Here is a 24877-nt window from a genome sequence, read left to right as displayed (position 1 = left end):
CGACCTTGCGTCCGGCGGGCGCGGGCGCGCGGCTGTCCAGCACGGCCTCAAGCGCGGTGCGCAGTTCGGCGATCCGCTGTTCCGAGGTGATCTTTCGTCCCTTGCGATCCACGACGTAGAAACTGTCCACCGCCCGCTCGCCATAGCTGGCGACGTGGGCGGAGCGGATGCTCAGGCCTTCGTCGTTGAACACGCGCGACAGGTCCGCCAGCAGCCCCGGTCGGTCGGCGCAGGACACCTCGACCACGGTGGCGACCTCGCTGGCGTGGTGATCGACCATGACCACGGGCCGGACCTCGAAGGCCGCCTTGCGCGCATTGCCGGCCGGATCGGGCGCTTGGCCGATGCGGCCCTCGCCCCGCGCAGCCTTTTCCAGCGCCTCGACCAGGACCTTCAGCCGGCGCGGTTCGGCCTGGCCGTAGGGCAGGCCCGCTCCGTCCTGAACGCGAAACACGTCCAGGACGACGCCGTCCTCGGTCGCCACCCGGGCGTCGGTCACGTCGGCCCCTAGCGCGGCCATGGTCTGGGCCAGGTCGGCGAACAGACCCGGTCGGTCGGCCGCTGCGATGGAGATTTCGGTGGTCTGGACCGTCAGCCCCTGCACCGGCGCGGTGGGAGCGCTCTCGGCGGCCGCGCCTGTTTCGCGCGCCCGCTGGACCAGGGCCGGATGCGCCGCCAGCGGATCCTCGCGCGCCACGTCATCGCCCCGGAACAGGGCGGCAACCTGGTTGTAGAGGGTGCGCATCAGCTGACCCTTCCAGCCGTTCCACACCCCCGGCCCCACGGCCCGGATATCGGCCACGGTCAGGACCAGCAGCATCCGCAGTCGCTCGGGATCGCCGACCAGTTCGGCGAAGGCGCGGATCGTCGCCGGGTCCGACAGATCGCGCTTCTGGGCATAGTCCGACAGCGCCAGATGGCTGCGCACCAGCCAGACCACCAGTTCGATCCGGCGCGGATCGACGCCCAGCCGCTCACAGGCCCGACGCGCGGCGATGGCCCCGTCCTCCAGCTGCCCCCGCTCGCCACCCTTGCCCACGTCGTGCAACAGCATGCCCAGCATCAGGGCTTCCATGTCCGAGATCAGATGCACGATCTCGCTGGCCATCGGGTGGTCGGTCTTCAGCTTGCCGCGCGCGATGTCGTTGATGATGCCGATGGCCTGAAGCGTGTGCTCGTCGACCGTATAGGCGTGGTACATGTTGAACTGGGTCTGGCCGACGATGCGCCCCCATTCGGGCAGGAACCGGCCCAGCAGGCCCGTCTCGTTCATGATGGTCAGGACGCGATAGGGCCTCTGCCCATGCGCCAGAATGTCCAGAAACGCCCGCGTCGCCGCCGGATCGCGCCTCAGCCAGGGCGTCACCAGCGACAGCGACCGCGTCACCGCCGAAAAGGCGTCCGGGTGCAGGTCCAGGTCATATTTGTCGGCGCAGACGAACAGGGTCAGCAGCTTGACCGGATCGGCGGCGAACACCTCCGGCCCCTCGACCGACAGACGGCCCTGGTCGATCCAGAACCCCTCGACCTCCAGCTTGCGCCGGGGGGCGGGCCGAAACGGCGCCATCAGCCGCGACAGGCCGTGCGCCGTCTTCTGGTGCCGCGCCTCCAGCTTGGCCGACATGGCGCGGGTCAGGGCGCCGACGTCGCGGGCGACCAGAAAGTATCGCCGCATGAACCGCTCGACCGCCGGTTCGTCGCCACGCCCGCGCCAGCCCATGCGCCGGGCCACCTCGGGCTGCATGTCGAACGTCAGCTTCTCTTCGGCCCGGCCCGCGATCAGATGCAGATGGATGCGGACCCGCCACAGGAAGTCGAACGCCTCGTCAGATGTCCGTCGCTCGCGCGGGGTGAACAGTTCGTCCATCACCGTGGCGCCCAGCCGGCTTTCGGGCGCCAGGGACCGGGCGATCCAGTACAGGGTGTTCAGGTCGCGCAAGCCCCCCTTGCCGTCCTTGACGTTGGGTTCGACCTTGTAGCGGGTCGAGCCGGCCTTCTCGTGCCGGGCGGCCCGCTCCTCCAGCTTGGCGGCGATGAAGGGGCGCGGATCGGATTTCGACACCATGTCGCGAAACCGGCCGATCATCAGCTGGGCCAGCGCCTCGTCTCCCGCCAGCGGACGGGCCTCCAGCAGGGTCGTCCGCACCGTCATGTCGGTGCGCGACAGGCTCAGACATTCCTCGACCGAGCGCACCGCCGACCCGACCTTGGCCCCCAGGTCCCACAGCACATAGAGGACGAACTGGATCACCTGCTCGCCGCGCGGCGTCGCCTTGGACGATCTCAGGAACAGCAGGTCCAGATCGGAATGGGGCGCCAAAACGCCCCGGCCATAGCCCCCGACCGCGACCAAGGCCAGTCGCTCGGCCTCGACCGGCGAGGTCGGCCACAGCGTCTGGGTCGCCACCCGCCACAGGCCAGCCAGCATCTCGTCGGCGGCGGCGGCGTACAGACGCGCCACGTCGCGGCCCTTCATGCCGCCGTCCAGCTTGCGCTCCGTCCGGGCGCGGGCGGCGTCATAGGTCTCGCGCAAAACGACAGAGACCGCCGCGCGCGGGTCTTCCGCGCGGGCGGCCTCGTCAAGGCGGTCATCCAGACTGGGCGAGGCGTTCATGTCAGCCGTCTATAGGCCGCATCCCACCGCACGTCAGTCAAGGATTGCTGACTACTCCGGGCGAACGCGCTTCTTGCGGAACGACGGGTTCAGCGTCTGCTTGCGCAGGCGGATGGACTTGGGCGTCACCTCGACCAGCTCATCGTCGTCGATATAGGCGATGGCCTGTTCCAGCGACATCTGGCGCGGCGGGGTCAGGCGCACGGCCTCGTCCTTGCCGGAGGCGCGGACGTTGGTCAGCTGCTTGCCCTTGATCGGGTTGACGTCCAGGTCGTCCCAGCGCGCGTTCTCGCCGATGATCATGCCCTGATAGGTCTTCTCGCCGGCGCCGACAAACATGATGCCGCGGTCTTCCAGGTTCCACAGGGCGAAGGCGGCGGTTTCACCGTCCGAGTTCGAGATCAGAACACCCTTCAGACGACCGGCGATCGCGCCCTTGTGCGGCTCATAGTGGCTGAACACGCGGTTCAGCACGCCCGAACCGCGGGTGTCGGTCAGGAACTCGCCCTGATAGCCGATCAGCGAACGCGACGGCGCCTTCAGGCTGATGCGGGTCTTGCCGGCGCCCGACGGGCCCATGTCGGTCATTTCGGCCTTACGGGCCGACAGCTTCTCGATGACGATGCCCGAGAACTCGTCGTCGACGTCGATCATGACGTCTTCGATCGGCTCCAGCTTCTCGCCGTTCTCGCCGGTCTGGAACACCACGCGCGGACGCGAAATCGAGACCTCGAAGCCTTCACGGCGCATGTTCTCGATCAGAACGCCCAGCTGCAGTTCGCCACGGCCGGCGACTTCATAGGCGTCGCCGCCTTCGGTCGTGGTCACGCGGATGGCGACGTTGGCCTCGGCCTCCTTCAGAAGGCGATCACGGATGACGCGCGACTGGACCTTGTCGCCTTCGCGACCGGCCAGGGGGCTGTCGTTGACCGAGACGGTCATCGAGATGGTGGGCGGATCGATCGGCTGGGCGGGCAGAGGCTCGGTGACTTCCATGGCGCACAGGGTGTCGGCCACGGTCGCCTTGGACATGCCGGCGATGGCGACGATGTCGCCCGCTTCCGAACCCTCGTCCAGGGCCTGACGCTTCAGGCCGCGGAAGGCCAGCACCTTGGTGATGCGGCCGCGTTCGATTTCCTTGCCTTCACGGTCCAGAGCGTGGATCGCCATGCCGGGAACGGCCTTGCCGCTCTCGATGCGGCCGGTCAGCAGACGGCCCAGGAACGGATCGCTTTCGATCAGCACGTCCAGCATGCGGAAGGGCTTGTCGCGGTTGGCCTGGACGGCGGGCGGCGGGACGTGATCGACGATCAGGTCGAACAGCGGGGCCAGATTGTCGTTGGGCTGGTTCAGGTCCAGCGTCGCCCAGCCGTTGCGGCCCGAGGCGTAGATGTGCGGGAAGTCCAGCTGCTCGTCCGTCGCGCCGATGGCGGCGAACAGGTCGAAGGTCTCGTTGTGGACGCGGTCCGGATCGGCGTGGGCGCGGTCGACCTTGTTGATGCACAGGATCGGGCGCAGGCCCATCTTCAGCGCCTTGGTCAGCACGAACTTGGTCTGAGGCATGACGCCCTCTTCGGCGTCCACCAGGATGACGCAGCCGTCCACCATGCCCAGGATGCGCTCGACCTCGCCGCCGAAGTCGGCGTGGCCGGGGGTGTCGATGATGTTGATGCGGGTTTCACCCGCCTTGCCGTTCCAGAGCACCGAGGTGCACTTGGCCAGGATGGTGATGCCGCGCTCTTTTTCCTGGTCGTTGGAGTCCATCGCGCGCTCGGTCTGCGCCTCGTTGGCTCGGAAGACGCCGGACTGGGCGAGCAGTTGGTCCACCAGGGTCGTCTTGCCGTGGTCGACGTGGGCGATGATGGCGACGTTGCGCAGGTTCATTTGAGTATCGCGAAAAGGCGCGGCCGGCATACGGGCGGCCGCTGGTCATGAAAAGGCATGCGGGAGGCGCGCGCCTCTTACAGGCATGTGGACAGAAAGACCAGAGCGGGCGTTCGCCGCGCTGATCGCCGCCTTACCGATATTTCATCCGCGACGCCGCATCTGACGCCGCTGACGGACGCCTCCCTCCTACGACGGGCCTGACGCAGGCCCATTCCGATGGGGAGATGACGATGGGTTTGATGATCGCAGCCGCGCTTGCCGCCGCCCTGGCCGCGGGCGAGGCGCCGGACATGCATGTCGATGCCGAGGGGCTGAACATGGCCCGACCGGGCGAGGCGATGATCCTGGCCGGCCGCATCCGCGCAGCCAGCCGTGACTGGTGCGCCGTCCATCGCGCGGTCCTGACCCCCGACAGCCTTGGCGACGCCAGCGCTCAACGCATGCATTTCGTGCGTGCGGGCGGCCAGACCGCCCTCAATCGGCGCTAGAGCGGCCGCAGCATATAGCGGGCGTCGGCGCCGTAGCTGGCCAGTTTGGCCGCCATGCCCTCGGCGGGCTGCTCGACGAAGCCGTGTCGTGACCAGAAGCCGACCGCGTCGTTGACCGCGACGAGGGCGATGGCGGGCCAGCCGTCCTCGGTCGCCTGTTCGGCCACTCGCTCGACGATGGCGCCGGTCACGCCCCCGCCCCGCGCCTCGGGGTGCAGGGCCAGATCGTGCAGATAGATCAAATCTGGCTGAGCGGGCAGGCCCTCGATCACCGTGTTCAGCGGCGGCGCGCTCTCGGCCTTCCACGGATAGGCGATCAGATAGCCCCGCGCGGCGCCGTCGCCCTCCCCCAGCACGAAACAGCCGCGCGGATAAAGCGCCAGCCGGTTTTGAAAACAGGCGCGATCCTCGAAATGGTCAGGAAACGACAGCCGCGCCACCTCCACCACCGCATCGATGTCCGTCGGCCGCATGGGCCGCCATTGCAGGGTCATCAGTTCACCTTGGACGGGTCTGGCAGAGCGTCAGGCAGGGCGGATACCGGGACGCCGTCGTCCTTCAGCTTCTTCACCTCGGCGGGCGTGGCCTCGCCATAGATTTCGCGCTTCTCGGATCGGCCCTCGTGGATGTCGCGCGCCTCGCGGGCGAAGGTGTCGCCGACGTAGTCGAAGTTGGCCTCGACATGGGCGCGGACCTCGCGGGCGGCGGCCATCATCATCGTCTGCATCTTGGCGGCGACGTCGGAGGCGGGATCGGCCTTGCGGGCGCCGCTGACGGCCGGGGCCATGATCGCCTTTTCGACCACGTGCGAACCGCAGAACGGGCATTCCACCAGCCCCCGCGCCGCCTGATCGTCATAGTCGGTCGAGGAGCCGAACCAGGCTTCGAAGGCGTGGGCCTGGTCGCATTTCAGGGCGTAGCGGATCATGGGGCGTCAAACAGCGGGCAGGAAATCGCGATCGTGGGTCAGGCTGGGCACGGCGGCGCGCGCCCTGGCCACGGCCTCCATGTCCAGTTTCGCACGCACGATGCAAGGTTCGTCGTGATCCGCCTTGGCGATGATCTCGCCCCACGGGCCGACGACGGTCGATCGCCCCCAGGTGCGGCGACCGTCCTCGTGCAGTCCGCCCTGCGCCGGCGCCAGGACGAACGCCCCCGTCTCGATGGCGCGGGCGCGCACCAGGGTTTCCCAATGCGCCTCGCCTGTCGGGGCGGTGAAGGCGGCCGGCACGGCGATCATCGAGGCCCCCGCCTTGGCCAGCTGGCGATGCAGGTGCGGAAAGCGGATGTCGTAGCAGATGGTCAGGCCCAGCCGACCCCAGGGCGTATCCGCGACCGCCGCCCCGTCGCCGGGCCTCACCGTCGCGCTTTCGCGATAGGTTTCGCCATTGGGCAGGTTCACGTCGAAGACATGCAGCTTGTCGTATCGGGCCGCGATCCCGCCCGACGCATCGATCAGCAGCGATCGATTGGCGGCGCGGCCATCTCCCGCCTGGCCAGACCGGACGATGGCCGAACCGATCAGCAGCCAGACGCCCAGTTCCGCCGCCAGACGACGCAGACCCAGAACGGTGACGTCCTCGTCCTGGGTCGTGATCGCCGCATCGCGCCGGTCTCGGCGTTGCTCCAGGACATTGGTCCCCTCGGGCGTCAGGATGAACTTCGCCCCGCCCGACGCCGCCTCGCGGATCAGGGGCTCGACATGGGCCAGCGCCGCTCGCGCCGTCGCCGGCGTGCGCGTCTGGATCAGGGCGATGTCGAGCCCGCTGCTCATGGATCAGGCGGCCAGAAGTCCGTCCAGCTTGCCGTCGCGATCCAGCGCGTGAATGTCGTCGGAACCGCCGACGTGCTGGCCGTCGATGAAGATCTGCGGGAAGGTCATGCGGCCGCCCGACTTCTCGACCATCTCGGCCTTCTTGTCGGGATCGTTGGAGGCGACGATCTCAGTATAGTCCACGCCCTTTTTCTTCAGAAGCGACATGGCGCTGAAGCAGTAGGGGCAGCCAGGCTTGGTGTAGATGACGACGTCGGCCAAGTTCAGATCTCCAAAATAAAATCCAGCGCCCTCAAGCAGCGAGCCGCCGCGAGACGAGCGATAGGGCGCTCTTCACATAGTCAGTTCACGGGCGTTTCGCACCCGCGCGATGACGGCGAGATCGACGGCGCGCGCTCCGGCGTCGATCAGGGCGCGCGCGCAGGCCTCTCCGGTCGCGCCCGTGGTCAACACATCGTCGATCAGAAGGATGCGTCGTCCCCGGATCCGACGCCGGCCCGCCTCGGTCAAGGCGAAGGCCTGCTTGACGTTCAGCCGCCGCCCGCGCTGGCTCTTGCCGCCCTGGCTGGTCGTGTGGGTCGTGCGGACCAGACCGTCGGGCAAATAGTCGCGGCCGGCGCGCCGGGCCAGCGGCCGGGCGATTTCGGCGGCCTGATTGAAGCGCCGCGACAACAGGCGAAACCGATGCAGCGGCACGGGCAGGATCACGTCCGCGTCTTCGACCAGATCGGCGGCGGCGCGCCCGATCCAGCGCGCGAACAGGGGCGCGAACTGCTGCTGGTCTCCGTGCTTGAACCTCAGGATCAGACTGCGCGACGCCTCGTCATAGAGGCAGGCCGCCCGCGCCCTCTCGAAGGCGTAGGGCTTGGCGATACAGGCGGCGCAGCGATCCTCGGCGAAGGCGCCGCCGTCAAAGTCGAAGGCTGCCCCGCAACCGTCGCAGACCGGCGCTTCCAGAAATCTGATCCGGCTCCAGGAGTCGGGCATCAGGCCGGCCGCAGCCGTCGCCTCACGGCTGTCGTGCGCCATCGGCGGCAGGATCAGGTCGGCCAGTCCCCGCCCCGCTCCACGCAAGTGACGCCCCGCCCCTTCCCAGGCGCGTCGCCAGCCCCCATCCTGTGCGTCCATGACCGCCCCCCAATCCCCTTCCGACGGCCCCCCGCGCATCTTCGACGCCGTTCGACGTCAGGCGCGGCTTGTGCGGTCCGCCTCCCGGTTCCCCCAGGCTGACTTCCTGCACGCCCGCGCCGCCGCCAACGCCGCCGAGAGCCTGGAAGCCATACTGCGCGATTTTCCCGTTACGGTCGATCTGTCCGCCCATCCAGGCGTGTTCGATGCGGCGGTCCGGTCCAGCGACGCCGCCGGCCGCGTCGGTACCATCCAGACGCCCGTCTCCCTGGCCCAGCGCGCAGCGCCGGGGGCGGACGCGCTGCCGCTGGCCGACGCCTCAACCGATCTGATCGTCTCCCTTTTGACCCTTCACTGGGCCAACGACCTGCCTGGCGCCTTGGCTCAGATCCGGCGCGCGTTGAAACCGGACGGCCTGTTCATCGGCACGCTGTTCGGCGCGGGCACGCTGAAAGAGCTACGCGCCGTCCTGACCGAGGTCGAGCTGGAGGAGCGCGGCGGCGCCCAGGCGCGGGTTTCGCCGTTCGCTGACGGCTATGACGGGGCGGCCCTGTTGCAGCGCGCCGGGTTCGCCCTGCCGGTGTCGGACGTGGATCGGTTCACCGTCCGCTACACCGACCTGTTCGCCCTGATCCGCGACCTGCGCGCCATGGGCGAGACCAATGTGCTGCACGGACCTGTTCGGCCGCTAAGCCGCCGCATCGTGGCGCGCGCCGCCGCCCTCTATGCCGAGCGCTATGGTCTCGACGACGGCCGCATCCCGGCGACGTTCGAGATCATCCATCTGGCCGGCTGGAAGCCCCACGACAGCCAGCAGAAGCCTCTGCCGCGCGGCTCGGCCAAGACGCGGCTGGCCGATGCCTTAGGCGTCAAGGAAATGACGGGCGAAGAGCCGGACTAGCTGATCGCGGCCTGTATGGCGGCGCTCAGCTTGTTCACCGTCGCGGCCAGACCGCCGTTCTGGCTGTTCGCCAAGGCGCTGATCGAGGTCACGATCGCCAGGAAGATCAGGGCGCAGAGCAGGCCGTATTCGATGGCTGTGGCCCCGCTCTCATTGCGCAGGAACCGGCCGATAAGACGTCGCATGGCCGGCCTCCTTGGTCGGCGGTGGTCAGAGCAGGTCGCGCAACCAGGCGACCAGAGGTTCGTCCGCCGGCGGCATGGGATAGCCCGAAAGCTTGTTCGGCTTCACCCAGGCGAGGCCGTCGTGTTCACGCGCCGTGACCACGCCGTCCCACCGTCGGCACAGATACAATGGCATCAACAGGTGAAACGAATCGTAAGCGTGACTGGCGAAAACGAACGGCGACAGACAGTTTTCGCTGACGTCGATGCCCAGCTCTTCCTTCAGCTCGCGGATCAGGGCCTGTTCAGGCCGCTCTCCGGGCTCGACCTTGCCGCCCGGAAACTCCCACAGACCGGCCAGCTTCTTGCCCTCGGGACGCTTGGCGATCAGCACCCGCCCATCCACGTCAATCAGGGCGACGGCGACGACCAGGACGGTGGGAAGCGACGCAGCGGTCACGAGCGATAGTCGCCGTTGATCTCGATGTAGCCCTTGGTCAGATCGCAGGTCCACACGGTCGCCGACGCCCGGCCCGAACCCACGTCGACGGTGATGTCGATCTCGGGGTTCTTCATATAGGCGGTCATTTTGGCCTCGTCGTAGGTCGGGGACGGTGCGCCGTCGATGGCGGCCTGGTGCGGACCGAACTTGATGGCCAGGCGGTCGCGATCGACCGGCTCCTCTGTCTTGCCCACCGCCATGACGACCCGGCCCCAGTTGGCGTCCTGACCGGCGATGGCGGTCTTGACGAGGGGGCTGTCGGCGATGGACTTGGCCAGCTTCCGGGCCGAGGCGGGGCTGGCTGCGCCGTCCACCGTCACCTTGACGAACTTGGTCGCGCCCTCGCCGTCGCGCACTAGCTGGTGCGCCAGGTCCAGCATGACCTTGTCCAGAGCGGCCGAGAAGCTCTTCAGGCGGCGATCGCCGACCCGTCCGATGCGCGGCGCGCCAGAGGTTCCGGTGGCGAACAGCAGGGCGGTGTCGTTGGTCGAGGTGTCGCCATCCACTGTCACGCTGTTGAAGGTGGTGCGCACATGCAGGCCCAGCAGCGCCTGAAGCACGTTCGGATGGATGTCCGCATCGGTGACGATGAAGGCCAGCATGGTCGCCATGTCCGGCGCGATCATCCCCGATCCCTTGGCGATGCCGGCGATCCGGACCTTGTAGCCTTCGATCTCGGCCTCGGCGTAGGAGCCCTTGGGGAAGGTGTCGGTGGTCATGATGCCGCGACCGGCCCGGGCCCAGGCGTCCGCCTCCAGCCCGGTCTCGATCTCGGGCAGTTTGGCGACGATCTTCTTGTCGTCCAGCACCACCCCGATCACGCCGGTCGAGGCCAGCATCACGTCGCGTTGGCGACAGCCAAATCGTTTGGCGACCTCCGAGGCCGTGCGCCGCGCGGCGTCCGCACCGGCCTTGCCGGTGAAGGCGTTGGCGCAGCCGGCGTTGATCACCAGGGCGCGCACATCCTTGCCGCCCTCGGCCCCGGCCAGATGCTTCTTGCACCAATCGACGGGCGCCGAGCCGATCTTATGGCGGGTGAACACCCCGGCGCAGCTGGTCCCGCGCGCGAACCGGAACACCACCAGATCGTCGCGCTCATGCTTGTAGAAGCCAGCGCGGGCGGTCGCGATCTCGACCCCGCCGATCGGCGGAATGGTCGGGAACGGCACGGCCAGGGGCGAGATGGCCATACCCGGCTTGCCGGTGGCGGCCGGCGCAGGCGCGGCCGGGGCGGCATCCGATCCCGGCGTGCGGGTGGCGCGCTTCAGCGCCGTGGCGAACGGGTCCAGCGCCTTTTCGAACGCATGCTCGATCTTCTGGCCGGTCGTGGAGGGAGGCTTGGTCATGTCAGGCGCCCGGAGGAGCGGAAGGGGCGGAAGGAGTGGGCGATGCGGGCGGCGTCTGCGCGGGCAGGCGCACATCGACCTTGGCCTTGCCGCGCAGTTGTTCCAGCAACTGTCGCACGCCCTCATAGGTCAGATAGCGCACGATCTGCGGTCGGGCCTGTTCCAGCGTCGGCGGGTTTTCCTTGCGCCGGTCCTCGACCCTCAGAACGGCCCAGCCGCCCTCGGTCTGGAACGGCCCGACGGTCGCACCGGCCGGCTTGTCGCGCAGGGCGTCGGCATAGGCTTGGGGCATCACGTCCAGCGTCGAATAGCCCAGATCACCGCCGGAAAACCGCGTCGCCTCGTCGATCGACCGCTCCGCCGCGACCGCCTCGAAGCCGGCGCCCTGGCCCAGAATGCCGATCACGGCGTCCGCCTCGGGCTTGGTGCGCGACAGGATCAGCCGCACGCGGATTTCTTCCGAGGTCTTCGCCAGCCGCAGCTGCTCATTATACAGGGTCTGCACCGCCTGGTCCGAGACGGCCTTGTTGACCACGCTCTCGACCAGCATGTCGCCCAGGATGCGTTCGCGCGTCGCTTCCAGACGCCGCTGCGCCAGGGGCGAGGAGTCCAGCCGCCGCCGCTGCGCCTCTCCGGCCAGCAGCTTTTGGTCGATCACCTCGTCCAGCACCCGGCGGAAGAGATCCGACGTCGTATCCAGCGCCTCGTCCTCGCCGATCAAACCTTGGGCAACAGCCTCGCGCTTCACGTCCGAGGCCCAGATGGTCTCGTCCTGCACCGTGGCCACGGCCTGGTCTCCCTGTTCGGGCGGCCGGTTGTCGCCGCTACGCGAACAGGCGGCGGTCGAAAGCGCCGCCATCAGCACCGCTGCTGTCAGAAGACGTGAAGATCGCCGGAATGGGGTCAATGGGGCGCTCCGTCGAAGGCGGCCGAAAGCCCCTCGCGTTGACAGGGGTTAGGCCGGTGCTTAAGTCCCGCCTGCGCCCAAGTCGAGGGGTTTTGATCGTCTGCGCGGCCCTTCGCGCGCGCCTGATGCGGCGCTCCGGGGCTGCGGTCGGTCAGGGCTTCTCTCACGGCGTCCGTATCGCCGCCCCTCACGGGATTTCAGAGCCGCTCAGCTCGCAGACGCTCGACCGCTTACCGGATCCAATATGCTCGGCTTCGCCAAGAAACTTTTCGGCTCTTCCAACGACCGCAAGGTCAAGGCCTTCCAGGACCACGCCCAGCGCATCAATGCGCTGGAGCCCAAGTTCGCCGCCCTGTCCGACGATGAACTGCGGATGATGACCGACGCCTTCCGCGATCGGCTGGCGAACGGCGAGACCCTGGACAAGATCCTGCCCGAAGCCTTTGCGGTCGTGCGCGAAGCCTCCAAGCGCGTGCTGGGCCAGCGTCAGTACGACGTTCAGCTGGCCGGCGGCATGATCCTGCATGAAGGCGGCATCGCCGAGATGCGGACAGGTGAAGGCAAGACCCTGGTCGCCGTGGCACCGGTCTATCTGAACGCTCTGCCCGGCAAGGGCGTGCACGTCATCACCGTCAACGACTACCTGGCCCGCCGCGACGCTGAGACGATGGGCAAGGTCTATCGCTTCCTGGGCCTTGAGGTCGGCGTCATCGTCAACGGCCTCAGCCAGGGCCAGCGCCAGCAGGCCTACAACGCCGACGTCACCTACGGCACCAACAACGAGTTCGGCTTCGACTATCTGCGCGACAACCTGGTCTACGACCGGCGCGAGATGGTGCAGCGTCCGCACAACTTCGCCATCGTCGACGAAGTCGACTCCATCCTGATCGATGAGGCGCGCACGCCTCTGATCATCTCGGGCCCGACCGAGGACCGTTCGGATCTCTACAAGATCCTCGACGGCCTGATCAAAGACCTGATCAAGGACAAGGACACCTTCGAGCTCGACGAGAAGCAGAAGCAGGTCCTGCTGACCGAGCTGGGCTCCGAGCGGATGGAAGAGGCCCTGGAGGCCGGCGGTCACTTCGCCGCCGACACCACCGGTCTGTACGACGCCGCCAACATCAGCCTGGTTCACCACGCCAACCAGGCCCTGCGCGCCAACACCCTGTATCAGCGTGACAAGGACTATATCATCAAGGGCGGCGAGATCGTCCTGATCGACGAGTTCACCGGCCGCATGATGACCGGCCGCCGCCTGTCCGAAGGCCTGCACCAGGCCATCGAGGCCAAGGAAGACGTCAAGATCCAGCCCGAGAACCAGACCTTGGCCTCGGTGACGATCCAGAACTACTTCCGCCTGTACGAAAAGCTGTCGGGCATGACCGGCACGGCCGCGACCGAAGCCCAGGAATTCGGCGACATCTACAAGATGGACGTGCTGGAAGTGCCGACCAACCGGCCGATCCAGCGCAAGGACTACGACGACGAGGTCTATCGGACCCATGCCGAGAAGAACCAGGCCATCGCGCGCCAGATCGCCGAATGCCACCTCGCCGGTCAGCCGATCCTGGTCGGCACCGTGTCGATCGAGCGTTCGGAACAGCTGTCGGACCTGCTGAGCCGCTTCGAATACAAGGTCGAGACCTCGCGCACGCTGAAGCCGGAATATGCGGGCAAGGCCAAGGAAGCCGAGAAGATCGGCGACTCCGCCTATGACATCACCTACGAGACCAAGCTGCGTGGCATTCCGCACAGCGTCCTGAACGCGCGCCAGCACGAACAGGAAGCCTATATCGTCGCCGACGCCGGCCTGCCGGGCGTGGTGACCATCGCCACCAACATGGCGGGCCGCGGCACCGACATTCAGCTCGGGGGCAACCTCGAGATGAAGATGCAGAAGTGGCTGCTGGAACAGCGCAACATGGCCGTCGAGGTCACGCCGGAAATGGAAGCGGCCAAGGAGGCGGAGTTCAAGGCCGAGATCGCCGTCCAGAAGAAGATCGCGCTGGAGGCCGGCGGCCTGTTCGTCTTGGGCACCGAGCGCCACGAAAGTCGCCGCATCGACAACCAGCTGCGCGGCCGCACCGGCCGTCAGGGCGACCCCGGCACCTCGAAATTCTACCTGTCGTGCGAGGACGACCTGCTGCGCATCTTCGCCGGCGACCGCCTCGACTCGATCATGAAGACCTTCGGCGTGGCTGAGGGCGAGGCCATCACCCACCCCTGGCTGAACCGCGCCATCGAGACCGCCCAGAAGCGCGTCGAGACCCGCAACTACGACATCCGCAAGAACCTGCTGAAATACGACGATGTCGTGAACGACCAGCGCAAGGCCGTGTTCGAACAGCGTCAGGAGTTCATGGACTCCGAGGATCTGTCGGAACTGGTCGGTGACTTCCGCCGCGACGTCGTGTCGGACCTGGTCGAACGCTATATGCCGCCCAAGGCCTATGCCGAGCAGTGGGACATCGACGGCCTGGACGAAAAGGTCCGCTCGACCCTGGGGCTGGAGCTGCCGCTGCACGACTGGGCCGCAGAGGAAGGCGTGTCGAACGAGGAGATCGAGGAGCGGCTGCTGGCCGCCGCCGACGCCCGCGCCGCCGAACGCCTGGAACAGATCGGCGCCGACCAGACGCGCGGTCTGGAAAAGCAGTTCATGCTGCAGATGATCGACATGCAGTGGCGCGAGCATCTCGTCCACCTGGACCACCTGCGCGGCGTCATCGGCCTGCGCGGCTATGGCCAGCGCGACCCGCTGAACGAATACAAGACCGAAGCCTTCTCGCTGTTCGAGAACCTGCTCTACGACCTGCGCCACAACGTCACGCGCTGGCTGATGACAGTCGAGTTCCGCTTCCAGGCCCCGCCCGAACTGCCCGAGTTCCAGGAAATCCACCTGAACCCCGGCACCGGCGAGAACGAGATGGCCAATCCGTCGGCGCAGAACCCCGAAGGCACTTTGATCGGCGACGACCGCTCGAAACTGCCCGTTGAGGCCCTGCCGCCCGGCTGGGAAATGACCGGCCGCAACTCCCCCTGCCCTTGCGGCTCGGGGCGCAAGTTCAAACACTGCCACGGGGCTCTCGTTTAAGAGGCGCGCGACGCGCGGCGCTATCGCTCGCCGCGCGGCGGCTCGCTGCTTGAGCGCTGGGTGAGATGTCCTAAAGAAGAGGGATGACCTACAAGTCCCTCTTCTCCCGCGCCCTGTCAGCGGCGCCCGGTCGGCTGCATTTCGCCGCGCACAGCCATCACCTGTGGCCCGACGCCAGTTTCGAGGCGCAGCAGCAGACCTGGCTCGACGCCAATCTTCATGCCGATCACAAGTGGGACCTCGTCTTCGGTCAAGTGATCCCCGAGGCCCAGGCCCATGTCGCGGCCGAGCTGGGCCTGCCCTCGCCCGACAGCATCGTCTTTTCGTCCAACACCCACGACTTCCTGCTGCGTCTGTTTTCGGGCGTGGAGACCACGCCGGTCCGTATTCTGGCGACCGATGGCGAGTTCCACTCCTTCCGTCGTCAGGCCGAACGGTGGGAAGAGGTCGGGGCGGCGGTGGTCACGCGCATTGCGCTCGCGCCCTTCGACACCTTCGCCGAGCGTTTTATCGCCGAGGCGTCCAAGGGTGGTTACGACTGGATCGTGGTCAGCCAAGTCTTCTTCCGCACCGGGGGCCTGTTCGAGCGGATCGAGGAGCTTGCCGCCCTGGCGAGACCCGAAGGGCCTTGGGTGCTGATCGACGGCTATCACGGCTTCATGGCGACCCCGACCGACCTCTCGGCGGTGGCGGACCGGGTCTTCTATGTCTCCGGCGGCTATAAATACGCCATGTCGGGCGAGGGTGTCTGCTTTCTGCATGCCCCGCCCGGCTTCTGCCCCCGCCCTGTCGTCACCGGCTGGTTCGCGGAGTTCGGCGACCTGTCGGGGCCTCCCGGCGGCGTCCAGTATCGCAGCGACGGCGGTCGCTTCTGGGGCGCCACCTTCGACTGCACCCCGCTGTATCGCTTCAACGCCGTGCGCCGAATGCTGGATCAGCAGGGCTTGGACACCGCCGCCATCGCCGCCCATGCGCGCGATCTGGCGACCAGGTTCCAGCAGGCCGTTCAGGCCGGACAGGCCGGGGTGTTGTCGCAGGCCGAAATCCTCAATCCGGTCGAGGGCGACGCGCCGCGCGCCCGTTTCCTCGCCCTGCGTCATCCCGACGCCCAAGCCTGGTGCGTCGGTCTGCGGGCGGCGAACATCGTCACCGATGTGCGCGAGGACGTCATCCGCTTCGGCTTCGGCCTGTATCAGGACGCCGAGGACGTCGATCGCCTGATCGCGGCCTGCCGATCCCTCTGATCAGTAGAAGGGATCAGTAGAAGGTCGTGTCGTCCTGCTTGCTGGGCGCCGGGGCCGTGCGCGGCGGCGTCCTCGGTTGGTTCGATGCGGGCGGACTCGCCGGGCGGGCTTGAGGCGAGGGCGGCGTCGGCGTGGTCCCTCCCGCCGGCGCATTGACCGGAGGGATCGCCGGCAGGTCCGGATAGGGCATGGCCGAGGGGCGGGCGTCCTGCGCCGGCGCCGCTTCATCGGGCGCGATCGGTCCCGCATCGGACTGGCCCAACCGGTCGGGCGCGCCGACATCGTCCCGGATGAAGGCCCAGGCCTGCCGGTCCGAGCAGCCGCAGGCCTTCAGGAAGCCCTGCTTGTCACGCCACAGGATCAGCGGATAGCTGATATCCACGCCGGACTCCTTGAGCAGCTGGCTCAGCCGTTCGTTGAAGCGGCGGCCGGCCTCGACCACGGCGGTGCGCGCCAGATTGCCGTCCGCCTGCGGCACGCCGGCGGCGGTCCAGCTGTTCGCCGGCGTCGCCATCCAGCGTTGATACAGCGGCCAGTCCCGCGTCAGCCACAGCTCCGCGACCGTCGCCCGCTCCGCCGCCGTCGATTGCGCCGCGCCTTCCAAATCGGGGCGGGCGAACAGGATGTAGCGCGTCTCGATCCCCGCCGCCTTCAGCTTGGGCGCCTCGTCGCGCGCGTAACGCAGGGCCGAGGCGCTGTCGCGATAGGTGACGATATACAGGGCCTGTCCCCCGCTGCCGTCCGACACCCAGGACGCCTCGTCCAGCAGTTGTTGCACTTCGGCCTGATTGCGGCTGATCGTGACCGGCTGGAACCGCGAATAGAAGTTCCAATGGGCCCAGTATCCGGCGCCGGCGAGCAGCAGGCCGACCACGGCCGCCACGATCGAACCCATCAAAAAGCGACGCATGTAATCGGGTGCTCCAGCTTCACCGTTGACCCATCCTAACGCATAGCATCGGAATCCGTTGTCGCCCGCATTCGCCGACGTCTTCATCGCCGCTCAGAGGCGCCAAAATGTCGCGAAAGATTCCGCCCGATCCGCTCTTGAACGGCGCAGGGGGCTTCCCATTTTCGATCTCGACGCTGCGGGACACTCCCCCTCCGAACCGCAGCGAAGCGAAGCCGGCGCCCTCCCCTCCCCTCCAGGCGCCGCTCGCGCAGGCCGCCGGACTCCCCCAGTCCGGCGGCTTTCTGCTTTGTGGCGCTGCACAATAATTCCAACCTGATCACTGATCATTACAATGAACGGTCGCCAGGGGCTTCCCGAGCGACCGGACCTGGCCTAGTCAGCGGGGGTGGCGCCTCGTCGCGCCGCATCCCTTGCGGCCCTGCCGCGTCGTTCGAGACTGCTCGTCCATGACCGCCCACGATCTGCGCCAACCCGTTCAGCCGATCACCAAGGCCGCGCTGGAGGCGGCCTTCGCCAAGATCGTGGGAACCGGGCCCGGCGCAGTCGAACAGACGTATCTGACCCAGGCGCACGACGACTATTCCGCCGATGAGACGCCTGAGCTCAGCGGCGAGGATCTGGCCGCTCTGCTCGCCGCCTCCTGGACCGCCGCCAAGTCCTATCCGACCGACGCGGCCGCTCCCGCCATCACGGTCGGCCCGCTGCACGGCGCGTCTGACAAGGTGCTGGATTACGATCTGGTGCGCATCGTCCAGTCCGACGCTCCCTTCCTGGTCGACAGCGTCATGGGCGCCCTGGCCGAGGCCGCCGTGTCCGTGCGCGCCCTGTTCCACCCGGTGGTCGAGCTGGACGGCCGCCGCCTGTCGATCATCATGCTGGTCATCGACAGCGTGCCTCAGGAGCGTCGCGACGCCCTGGGCGAAGGCCTGGCCCAGAGCCTGTCGGACGTTCACGCCGCCGTCGCCGATCACGACGCCATGACGTCTCTGATGCGCCAGGCCGTGCAGCGTCTGGAAGAGACCCCGCCCCCGGTCGATCCCGCCGTCCTGGCCGAGAACATCGCCTTCCTGAAATGGCTGAAGAGCGACCATTTCGTCTTCCTGGGCGCGCGCGACTACGACTACCCTCTGAACGCCGACGGCGACTACGAGGCCGAGGCTCCGCTGGGCCTGTCCACTGACGGCCTGGGCATTCTGGCCGATCCCGAGCGCACCGTGCTGCGTCGCGCATCGGAACCCGCCGTCCTGACGCGCCAGATGCGCCGCCAGCTGGATCTCAGCGAACCGGTAACGGTGGCCAAGGCCAACGCCCGCTCGCGCGTTCACCGCCGCGCCTACATGGACTATGTCGGGGTCAAGCGTTACGGCTCGGACGGCAAGGCGACGGGCGAGACCCGTTTTGTCGGCCTGTTCACGTCGGAAGCCTACGACCAGCTGGCGACCGAGGTGCCTCTGCTGCGTCGCAAGGTGGCCAACGCCCTGGCCCGCGCCGACAAGGCGCCTGGCAGCCACAATGAGAAACGCCTCAAGAACATCCTTGAGAATTATCCGCGCGACGAGCTGTTCCAGGTCAGCGAGGACGAGCTGCTGTCCATCGCCCTGGGCATCCTTCACCTCTACGACCGGCCGCGCATCCGCCTGTTCTCGCGCCAGGACCCGTTCGACCGCTTCGTCTCGGTCCTGTGCTTCATCCCGCGCGAGAAGTTCGATTCCGCCGTGCGCGAACGCATCGGCCAGATCGTCGCCCGCGCCTGGGGCGGCCGCATCTCGGCCTGGTATCCGCAACTGTCCGACGCGCCTCTGGTGCGCATCCATTACATCATCGGCGTAGAGCCCGGCGTCCACCCTATCCCGGACGCCGCCCAGCTGGAGGCCGACGTCGCCGAGGCCGGTCGCGGCTGGGTCGATCGTTTCGAAGGCGCCCTGCGCCGCTCGGGCGTCGAGGAAGTCGCCGTCGGTCCGCTCAGCGCCCAGTGGGCCAAGGCTTTCGGCGCCGCCTATCGCGATCGCTATGACGCCGACGAGGCCGCAACCGACCTGCAATACGTGAACCGGCTGAACGAGACGGGTCTGCCGGGCGAGGGCAAGGCCGTCGCCGTGCGCGCCTTCCGCACGCCGGACGACAGCCGTCTGCAGTTCCGCTTCAAACTCTATCGTCGCGGTCCGGCCGTGCCCCTGTCCGATGTCTTGCCGATCCTGGCCGATATGGGTCTGAAGACGCTGGAGGAATACGGCTATCCGATCCGTCCGATGGGCGAGGAGGAGGTCCACGTCCACGAGTTCCTGATGGAGGATCCGCGTGGCGAGGCGCTGGTCTTCGACGATGTGAAGGGCCCGTTCGAGGATGCCTTCGCCGCTGTCTGGACCGGCCGAAATGAAAGCGACGGCTTCAACCGTCTGGTGATCGAACTGGGCGTGGAATGGCGCGACGCCGCCCTGATCCGCACCCTGGCCCACTATCGTCAGCAGACGGGTCTCGACCCCTCCCAAACGGTGCAGGAAGAGGCCCTGCGCGAATATCCCGACGTGGCGCGCGCTTTGCTGTCGCTGTTCAAGGCCAAGTTCGCGCCCGAAGGGGGCTCGGCTGACGACCGCGCGCCGGCTGTCGCCGAGCTGGACGCCAAGATCGTCACTCTGCTGCAGGACGTGAAGAGCCTGGATCACGACCGGGCCCTGCGCCGCATCGCCGCCCTGATCGGCGCGATCAAGCGCACCAACTATTTCCAGCTGGACGCCGACGGTCAGCCCAAGCCGCACATCTCGATCAAGATCGCCTCGCGCGAGCTGGACGAGCTGCCGCTGCCCAAACCCTATCGCGAAATCTTCGTCTGGGCGCCGCATGTCGAGGGCGTGCACCTGCGCTTTGGTCCCGTCGCCCGCGGCGGTCTGCGCTGGTCGGACCGTCGCGACGACTTCCGCACCGAGGTCCTGGGCCTGGTCAAGGCGCAGCAGGTCAAGAACGCGGTCATCGTGCCGGTCGGCTCCAAGGGCGGCTTCTATCCCAAGCAACTGCCCCGCACGACGGACCGCGAGGCCATCCAGGGCGAGGCCATCCGCGCCTATCGCACCTTCCTGTCCGGCCTTCTGGACATCACCGACAACATCGCCGCCGACGGTTCGGTGACCCATCCGGCCAATGTCATCGCCTGGGAAGGCGACGACCCCTATCTGGTCGTGGCGGCGGACAAGGGCACGGCGACCTTCTCCGACATCGCCAACGGCGTCTCGGCCTCCTATGGCTTCTGGCTGGGCGACGCCTTCGCCTCGGGCGGCTCCATCGGCTATGACCACAAGGCCATGGGCATCACCGCGCGCGGCGCGTGGGAGGCGGTCAAGCGCCACTTCCGCGAGATGGGCAAGGATATCCAGACCCAGCCCTTCACCATGGTCGGCGTCGGCGACATGTCCGGCGACGTCTTCGGCAACGGCGTCCTTCTGTCCAAGGCGACGCGTCTGGTCGCCGCCTTCGATCACCGCGACATCTTCATTGATCCGAACCCGGATCATGTGGCCAGCTGGACCGAGCGCAAGCGTCTGTTCGACCTGCCGCGCTCGTCCTGGCAGGACTACGACAAGGCGCTGATCTCGGAGGGCGGCGGCGTCTTCTCGCGCTCGGCCAAGTCGATCCAGCTGACGCCGCAGATCAAGGCGGCCCTGGACATCGCCGAGGACGAACTGGACCCCGTCAGCCTGATCCGCGCCATCCTGAAGGCGCCGGTCGAACTGCTCTATCTGGGCGGCATCGGCACCTATGTGAAATCGGCGGCCGAAACCGACGCCCAGGTCGGGGACAAGGGCACCGACGCCCTGCGCATCAACGCCGACGAACTGCGGGTCAAGGTGGTGGGCGAGGGCGCAAACCTCGGCTTCACCCAGGCGGGGCGCATCGCCTTCGGTCAGGCCGGCGGCCGGATCAACACCGACGCCATCGACAACTCCGCCGGGGTCGACACCTCCGACCACGAGGTCAACATCAAGATCCTGGTCGGCTCAGCCGTGACCAACGGCGTCCTGCCGGCCGAGGAGCGCACGCCGCTTCTGGCCTCCATGACCGACGAGGTGGGCCTCAAGGTGCTGGCCCACAACTACGACCAGACCCTGGCCCTGACCCTGCAACAGGCCGAAGGCGTCGGCGCCCTGGACGCCCAGCAGCGGTTCATGCAGAGCCTGTCGGCGCGTGGAAAGCTGGACCGAAAGGTCGAGGGCCTGCCCAACGACGCCCGCGTCAAGGAGCTGATGACGGCGGGCATCCCGCTGGCCCGGCCCGAGCTGGCCGTCCTGATGGCCTACGCCAAGCTGGAGCTGTCGGACGACATCGTCGCCTCCCAGGCGCCCGAGGATCCTTTCTTTGAACAGATCCTGGTCCGCTACTTCCCCGAGGCACTGGCCCGGTTCGAACCGGAGATGAAGAGCCACCGTCTGCGGCGCGAGATTATCGCCACGGTCATGGCCAACGAAGTCGTCAACATGTGCGGCCCGACCTTCCCCGACCGCCTGCGCGGCTCGGCGGAATGCGACACCACCGCCCTGATCATCGCCTTCGAGGCGGCGCGCCGCGTCTTCCGCCTGGACGAGGCATGGGACGCCGTGTCGGCCCTGGACCTGAAGATCTCGGCCGAGGCGCAGATCGCCCTGTACCAGGAGATCGCCGTCGTCCTGCGTCGTCAGACCTTCTGGTTGGCCCGCCGCGCCAAGGGCGGTCTGTCGGTCCAGGCCCTGATCGACCGCTATCGTCCGATCGCCGACGCCTTGCAGGCCGAGGGCGCGCCGGTCCTGTCGCGCTTCGAACAGGGGCGCCTGGATGCGCGCGTCAAACGCTTCGCCGACCACGGCGCGCCTGAGGATCTGACCCGCAGCATCGCCATCATGCGCCCCCTCGTCGCCGCCTCCGACATCGGGGATCTGGCGCAGGAAGCGAACTGGCCCGTCGCAGCCATGGCGCGCCTGTATCATCAGGTCGGGGCCGCCTTCGACTTCGACCGTCTGCGCGCCGCCGCCGGCTCCATTCCGTCTGCGGATCATTTCGATCGTCTCGCCGTCCGTCGTCTGATCGAGGATCTGATGAACGAGCAGGCGGCCCTCACCCGCGCCGTCGCCCGCGCCTCCGATCCGTCGGTCGGCGTGAGCGAGGACGCGGCCGAAGCCGCCGTGGACGCGTGGATCGGCTCCAAACAGGCGACGGTCGAGGGCGTGCGCGCTTCGGTGGACGAGATCGAACAGTCGGGCTCGGGCTGGACCTTCGCCAAACTGACGATCGCCAACGCGACGATCCGCGATCTGGCGACGGAGGCCGTGAATGGCTGAGCAGCGGGTCTTCGCTTGACGAAGCCGTCGTCGCACGGCCTCTTCAGGCGCTGATCAGGCTGGGGAGGCCGCAATGCCGAGAAAGTTCCTCGTCGTCGTCGATGACAGTCCGGAGTTCGAGGCCGCCCTGCGGTTCGCCTCGCGCCGGGCGAAATCGACGGGCGGGCGCGTGGTCATGCTGCGCGTCCTGCCGACCGACAGCGACGCGCACTGGTCGGGCGTGCGCGAGGAAATCGAACGCCAGCAGCGCCAGGAGGCGGAAATCCTGCTGAACCGCTTGGGCGAGGAGGCGCAGACCCGCTCCGGCGCCGCGCCGGTCTTCCTGATCGAAAAGGGCGACGCCCAGGCCGCGATCAAGAAGGTCGTCGCCGCCGATCCCGACATCAAGATCCTGGTGCTGGCCGCGGGAACCAGCTCGCGCGGCCCCGGCCCGCTGGTCTCGGCCATCATCAAACAGGGCGCGCAGATCGGCGGCCGCAAACTGCCCGTCACCATCGTCCCCGGCGAACTAACCGAAGACGAGATCGAAGACCTGGCCTAGCCCTCGGCCGGCGGCTGGGCGGCCCGCAGCTTGTCGCGCAGCGCCCCCAGGCCTTGGCGCAGGTCGGTCAGCGCTTCGGGCGTCATCTCGGTGGCGTCCAGCACCGACTGCGGCAGGCAGGCGGCTTCGACAGCCAGCGCGCGTCCTGCATCGGTCAGGCTGACGCGCACCACCCGCTCATCCGCCCTGTCGCGCGCCCGCGTCACCAGCCCGGCCGCCTCCAGCCGTTTGATCAGCGGGGTCAGGGTATTGGATTCGAGAAACAGCTGCTCGCCCAGCCGGCCGACCGTCTGTTCGTCCTCACGCCAGAGCAGGGCCATGGCCAGGAACTGCGGATAGGTCAGGCCCATCCGGTCCAGCAACGGCTTGTAGAACCGGTTAAACGCCAGGTTCGCCGAATAGGCGGCGAAACACAGCATGTCATCGACGGCCATGGCGGCGGGGGAGGGGGCGGGTGAGGTCATAGGCAGATAATAATCGCACGCGATACAATCGCAAGCTTGACGCCTCCAGCTCTGTTCCCTAAATGACACCACGCGATTAAATCGCGCACGATATTTATGATCTTCCGGAGCTGATTTCTATGTCCATCAACACCCTGTACCGCACCACCGCCGTCGCGACGGGCGGCCGCGACGGCCGCGCCGCCACCACCGACGGCGCCCTGAATGTCGCCCTGGGCACGCCCAAGGAGCTGGGCGGCGCCGGCGTCGGCAACAACCCCGAACAGCTGTTCGCGGCCGGCTATGCGGCCTGCTTCCTCGGCGCCATGAAGTTCGTCGCCTCTCAGGGCGGTCACGCCAAGGTGCCTGCCGACGCCGCCGTCAACGCCACGGTCGGCATCGGTCCGCGCAGCGACAAGGGCTTCGGCCTGGAGGTGGCGCTGGAGGTCAGCCTGCCGGGCGTGGATCGCGCCGAGGCCGAAGCCCTGGTCGCCGAGGCGGATACGGTCTGCCCCTATTCGCACGCCACGCGGGGCAATATCGCGGTCACCCTGACCGTCGCCTAACCCTTCGGGACCAGGCGCCACATCCGCAAGGGGTGGCGCACGGTCCCGGCCTCGGCCCCCGCGCGGTCGCCGCGCCCCATATAGAGGTCGGCGCGCACCGGTCCGCGAATGGCCGATCCCGTGTCCAGCGCCATGGCCAGACCGCGATAGCTGGCCGTGGCGCCGCGCAGATTGCCCCCGTCGGCCTCCAGCCAGACCAGTTCGCCATAGCGCCAGTGCGCCGGATCGACCGCAATGGCCCGCCGCTCGGTCAGGGGCACGCCCGCCGCCCCCGCCGGGTGGCCGTCATCGTCCGGGTCCAGCCGGAAGAAGATGTAGCGTGGGTTCAGCGCCATGACCGCCTGCGCCTCATAGCCGCGGTGGCTGGCCAGCCAGTCCCGGATCGCGTCGCCAGAGGTGCCGTTCTGCGGCAACAATCCCTGCTGCGCCATTGGTCGGGCGATGCCCACGAACGGCTTGCCGTTGTCGGCGGCATAAGCGGCGCGGCCGCGCGTGCCGTCCTCGAACGTCAGATAGCCCGACCCCTGGATCTGTAGAAAGAACAGGTCCTCGGCCCGCATCCAGGCCAGGGCCTGCTCGGGCCGCGCGGCGGATTCGATATAGGCCCGGTCGCCTGCGGCGCGGGGATTGGCGGGCTTGGGCAGGACGGGGGCCGAGAACTCGGCGTCCGGTCGTCGCCGCGCCGGATATTCGGGCGCGAAATAGGAGGTCAGCAGGCCCGGTCGCCCGTCCGGCGTCTGAGCCGGGATCGCGCTGAAGCTGGCCTCGAAGAAGGCGCGCGCCTGCGACGGCGTGATCGTCATCGTCGTCGCCATGGCCTTGGCGCGTCCGCAGACCCGGCGGGCGGCCTCGTCACGCGCCGCGCCGCACCCGTCCACATAGGCCCGGAAGGCGGCCAGGTGATCCTCTTGGCTCCAGCCCGGCAGCACGGCGGGGCTCAGGGCGTCGGACGGCTCGGGAGGCGGGGTCGGATTGGGCGAGGGCGTATAGGGAACCGGCCCCGTCTGCGGCCCCGTCGCGCCCGTCGGCGTCATCGGCCCGGTCGAACAGGCGGCGACCGCC

General features: G+C 67.9%; 21 protein-coding genes. 7 read left to right on the top strand and 14 right to left on the bottom strand.

Annotated features, from left to right (window positions below; all coding sequences use genetic code 11):
* Both glnD and typA read right to left on the bottom strand, forming a co-directional pair.
* Positions 1–2614, bottom strand: a 2614-nt coding sequence (gene glnD, locus B3T77_RS06415) for a [protein-PII] uridylyltransferase (RefSeq protein ID WP_292078222.1), incomplete at its 3' end; no start/stop codon positions are given.
* Positions 2615–2665: 51 nt separating this feature from the next.
* Positions 2666–4498 (bottom strand): translational GTPase TypA, encoded by a 1833-nt coding sequence (gene typA / locus B3T77_RS06410; protein ID WP_055755091.1) that lies wholly within the window; start codon positions 4496–4498, stop codon positions 2666–2668.
* Between the two features lie 233 nt (positions 4499–4731).
* On the opposite strand from typA, the gene B3T77_RS06405 reads away from it, so the two are divergent.
* On the top strand, positions 4732–4989 hold the full coding sequence (locus B3T77_RS06405; protein ID WP_292078221.1) for a UrcA family protein: 258 nt from the start codon (positions 4732–4734) through the stop codon (positions 4987–4989).
* Here B3T77_RS06405 and B3T77_RS06400 read toward each other — a convergent pair.
* The 5 genes from B3T77_RS06400 to B3T77_RS06380 form a co-directional block, all read right to left on the bottom strand.
* The gene (locus tag B3T77_RS06400) at positions 4986–5483 is read right to left on the bottom strand and encodes a GNAT family N-acetyltransferase (protein WP_292078220.1); all 498 of its coding nucleotides are present in this window, start codon (positions 5481–5483) and stop codon (positions 4986–4988) included. The genes B3T77_RS06405 and B3T77_RS06400 overlap by 4 nt on opposite strands.
* The gene (locus B3T77_RS06395; protein ID WP_292078219.1) at positions 5483–5917 is read right to left on the bottom strand and encodes a DUF1178 family protein; all 435 of its coding nucleotides are present in this window, start codon (positions 5915–5917) and stop codon (positions 5483–5485) included. The genes B3T77_RS06400 and B3T77_RS06395 overlap by 1 nt, the downstream gene beginning before the upstream one ends.
* Positions 5918–5923: 6 nt before the next feature.
* A complete protein-coding gene (locus B3T77_RS06390; RefSeq protein ID WP_292078218.1) occupies positions 5924–6763 on the bottom strand; it encodes a carbon-nitrogen hydrolase family protein in 840 nt (279 codons plus the stop codon).
* Positions 6764–6766: 3 nt separating this feature from the next.
* On the bottom strand, positions 6767–7024 hold the full coding sequence (gene grxC, locus B3T77_RS06385; protein ID WP_055755096.1) for a glutaredoxin 3: 258 nt from the start codon (positions 7022–7024) through the stop codon (positions 6767–6769).
* A 72-nt stretch (positions 7025–7096) separates the two neighbouring features.
* Positions 7097–7891: a ComF family protein gene (locus tag B3T77_RS06380; protein ID WP_292078217.1), complete on the bottom strand. Its 795-nt coding sequence runs from the start codon at positions 7889–7891 to the stop codon at positions 7097–7099.
* On the opposite strand from B3T77_RS06380, the gene B3T77_RS06375 reads away from it, so the two are divergent.
* A complete protein-coding gene (locus tag B3T77_RS06375) occupies positions 7890–8792 on the top strand; it encodes a methyltransferase domain-containing protein (protein WP_292078216.1) in 903 nt (300 codons plus the stop codon). The two genes, B3T77_RS06380 and B3T77_RS06375, sit on opposite strands and share 2 nt — an antisense overlap.
* Here B3T77_RS06375 and B3T77_RS06370 read toward each other — a convergent pair.
* Genes B3T77_RS06370 through B3T77_RS06355 form a run of 4 tightly spaced genes read right to left on the bottom strand, consistent with a single transcriptional unit; the run spans position 8789 to position 11663 of the window.
* Complete coding sequence (locus B3T77_RS06370; RefSeq protein WP_039246696.1) at positions 8789–8977, bottom strand: Flp family type IVb pilin; 189 nt, start codon at positions 8975–8977, stop codon at positions 8789–8791. The two genes, B3T77_RS06375 and B3T77_RS06370, sit on opposite strands and share 4 nt — an antisense overlap.
* 25 nt (positions 8978–9002) lie before the next feature.
* Positions 9003–9416, bottom strand: a complete 414-nt coding sequence (locus B3T77_RS06365) for a (deoxy)nucleoside triphosphate pyrophosphohydrolase (RefSeq protein WP_292078215.1) — start codon at positions 9414–9416, stop codon at positions 9003–9005.
* Positions 9413–10804: a bifunctional glutamate N-acetyltransferase/amino-acid acetyltransferase ArgJ gene (gene argJ / locus B3T77_RS06360; RefSeq protein WP_292078214.1), complete on the bottom strand. Its 1392-nt coding sequence runs from the start codon at positions 10802–10804 to the stop codon at positions 9413–9415. The genes B3T77_RS06365 and argJ overlap by 4 nt, the downstream gene beginning before the upstream one ends.
* Position 10805: 1 nt before the next feature.
* Positions 10806–11663 carry a peptidylprolyl isomerase gene (locus B3T77_RS06355; RefSeq protein WP_292078213.1) on the bottom strand — a complete coding sequence of 286 codons (858 nt, stop codon included), beginning with the start codon at positions 11661–11663 and terminating at the stop codon, positions 10806–10808.
* 292 nt (positions 11664–11955) lie between these two features.
* Between B3T77_RS06355 and secA the strand changes: the two genes are divergently transcribed.
* Positions 11956–14805 (top strand): preprotein translocase subunit SecA, encoded by a 2850-nt coding sequence (gene secA / locus B3T77_RS06350; protein ID WP_292078212.1) that lies wholly within the window; start codon positions 11956–11958, stop codon positions 14803–14805.
* Between the two features lie 83 nt (positions 14806–14888).
* Positions 14889–16049, top strand: a complete 1161-nt coding sequence (locus tag B3T77_RS06345) for an aminotransferase class V-fold PLP-dependent enzyme (protein ID WP_292078211.1) — start codon at positions 14889–14891, stop codon at positions 16047–16049.
* A 13-nt stretch (positions 16050–16062) separates the two neighbouring features.
* On the opposite strand, the gene B3T77_RS06340 is transcribed toward B3T77_RS06345, so the two are convergent.
* The gene (locus tag B3T77_RS06340; protein WP_292078210.1) at positions 16063–16959 is read right to left on the bottom strand and encodes a hypothetical protein; all 897 of its coding nucleotides are present in this window, start codon (positions 16957–16959) and stop codon (positions 16063–16065) included.
* A 449-nt stretch (positions 16960–17408) separates the two neighbouring features.
* Between B3T77_RS06340 and B3T77_RS06335 the strand changes: the two genes are divergently transcribed.
* Complete coding sequence (locus B3T77_RS06335; protein ID WP_292078209.1) at positions 17409–22265, top strand: NAD-glutamate dehydrogenase; 4857 nt, start codon at positions 17409–17411, stop codon at positions 22263–22265.
* A gap of 73 nt (positions 22266–22338) precedes the next feature.
* The gene (locus B3T77_RS06330; protein WP_055755105.1) at positions 22339–22806 is read left to right on the top strand and encodes a universal stress protein; all 468 of its coding nucleotides are present in this window, start codon (positions 22339–22341) and stop codon (positions 22804–22806) included.
* On the opposite strand, the gene B3T77_RS06325 is transcribed toward B3T77_RS06330, so the two are convergent.
* Positions 22803–23270: a MarR family winged helix-turn-helix transcriptional regulator gene (locus B3T77_RS06325; RefSeq protein WP_284877094.1), complete on the bottom strand. Its 468-nt coding sequence runs from the start codon at positions 23268–23270 to the stop codon at positions 22803–22805. The two genes, B3T77_RS06330 and B3T77_RS06325, sit on opposite strands and share 4 nt — an antisense overlap.
* A gap of 119 nt (positions 23271–23389) precedes the next feature.
* On the opposite strand from B3T77_RS06325, the gene B3T77_RS06320 reads away from it, so the two are divergent.
* Positions 23390–23815, top strand: a complete 426-nt coding sequence (locus B3T77_RS06320) for an organic hydroperoxide resistance protein (protein WP_292078208.1) — start codon at positions 23390–23392, stop codon at positions 23813–23815.
* Here B3T77_RS06320 and B3T77_RS06315 read toward each other — a convergent pair.
* The coding region (locus B3T77_RS06315) for an MltA domain-containing protein (protein ID WP_292078207.1) at positions 23812–24877 on the bottom strand (1066 nt) is incomplete at its 5' end. The genes B3T77_RS06320 and B3T77_RS06315 overlap by 4 nt on opposite strands.

It is taken from the genome of Brevundimonas sp. UBA7838 (assembly GCF_002500885.1).
GTDB classification, from domain to species: domain Bacteria; phylum Pseudomonadota; class Alphaproteobacteria; order Caulobacterales; family Caulobacteraceae; genus Brevundimonas; species Brevundimonas vesicularis_C.
This window is presented reverse-complemented; position numbering and strand designations above follow the sequence as displayed.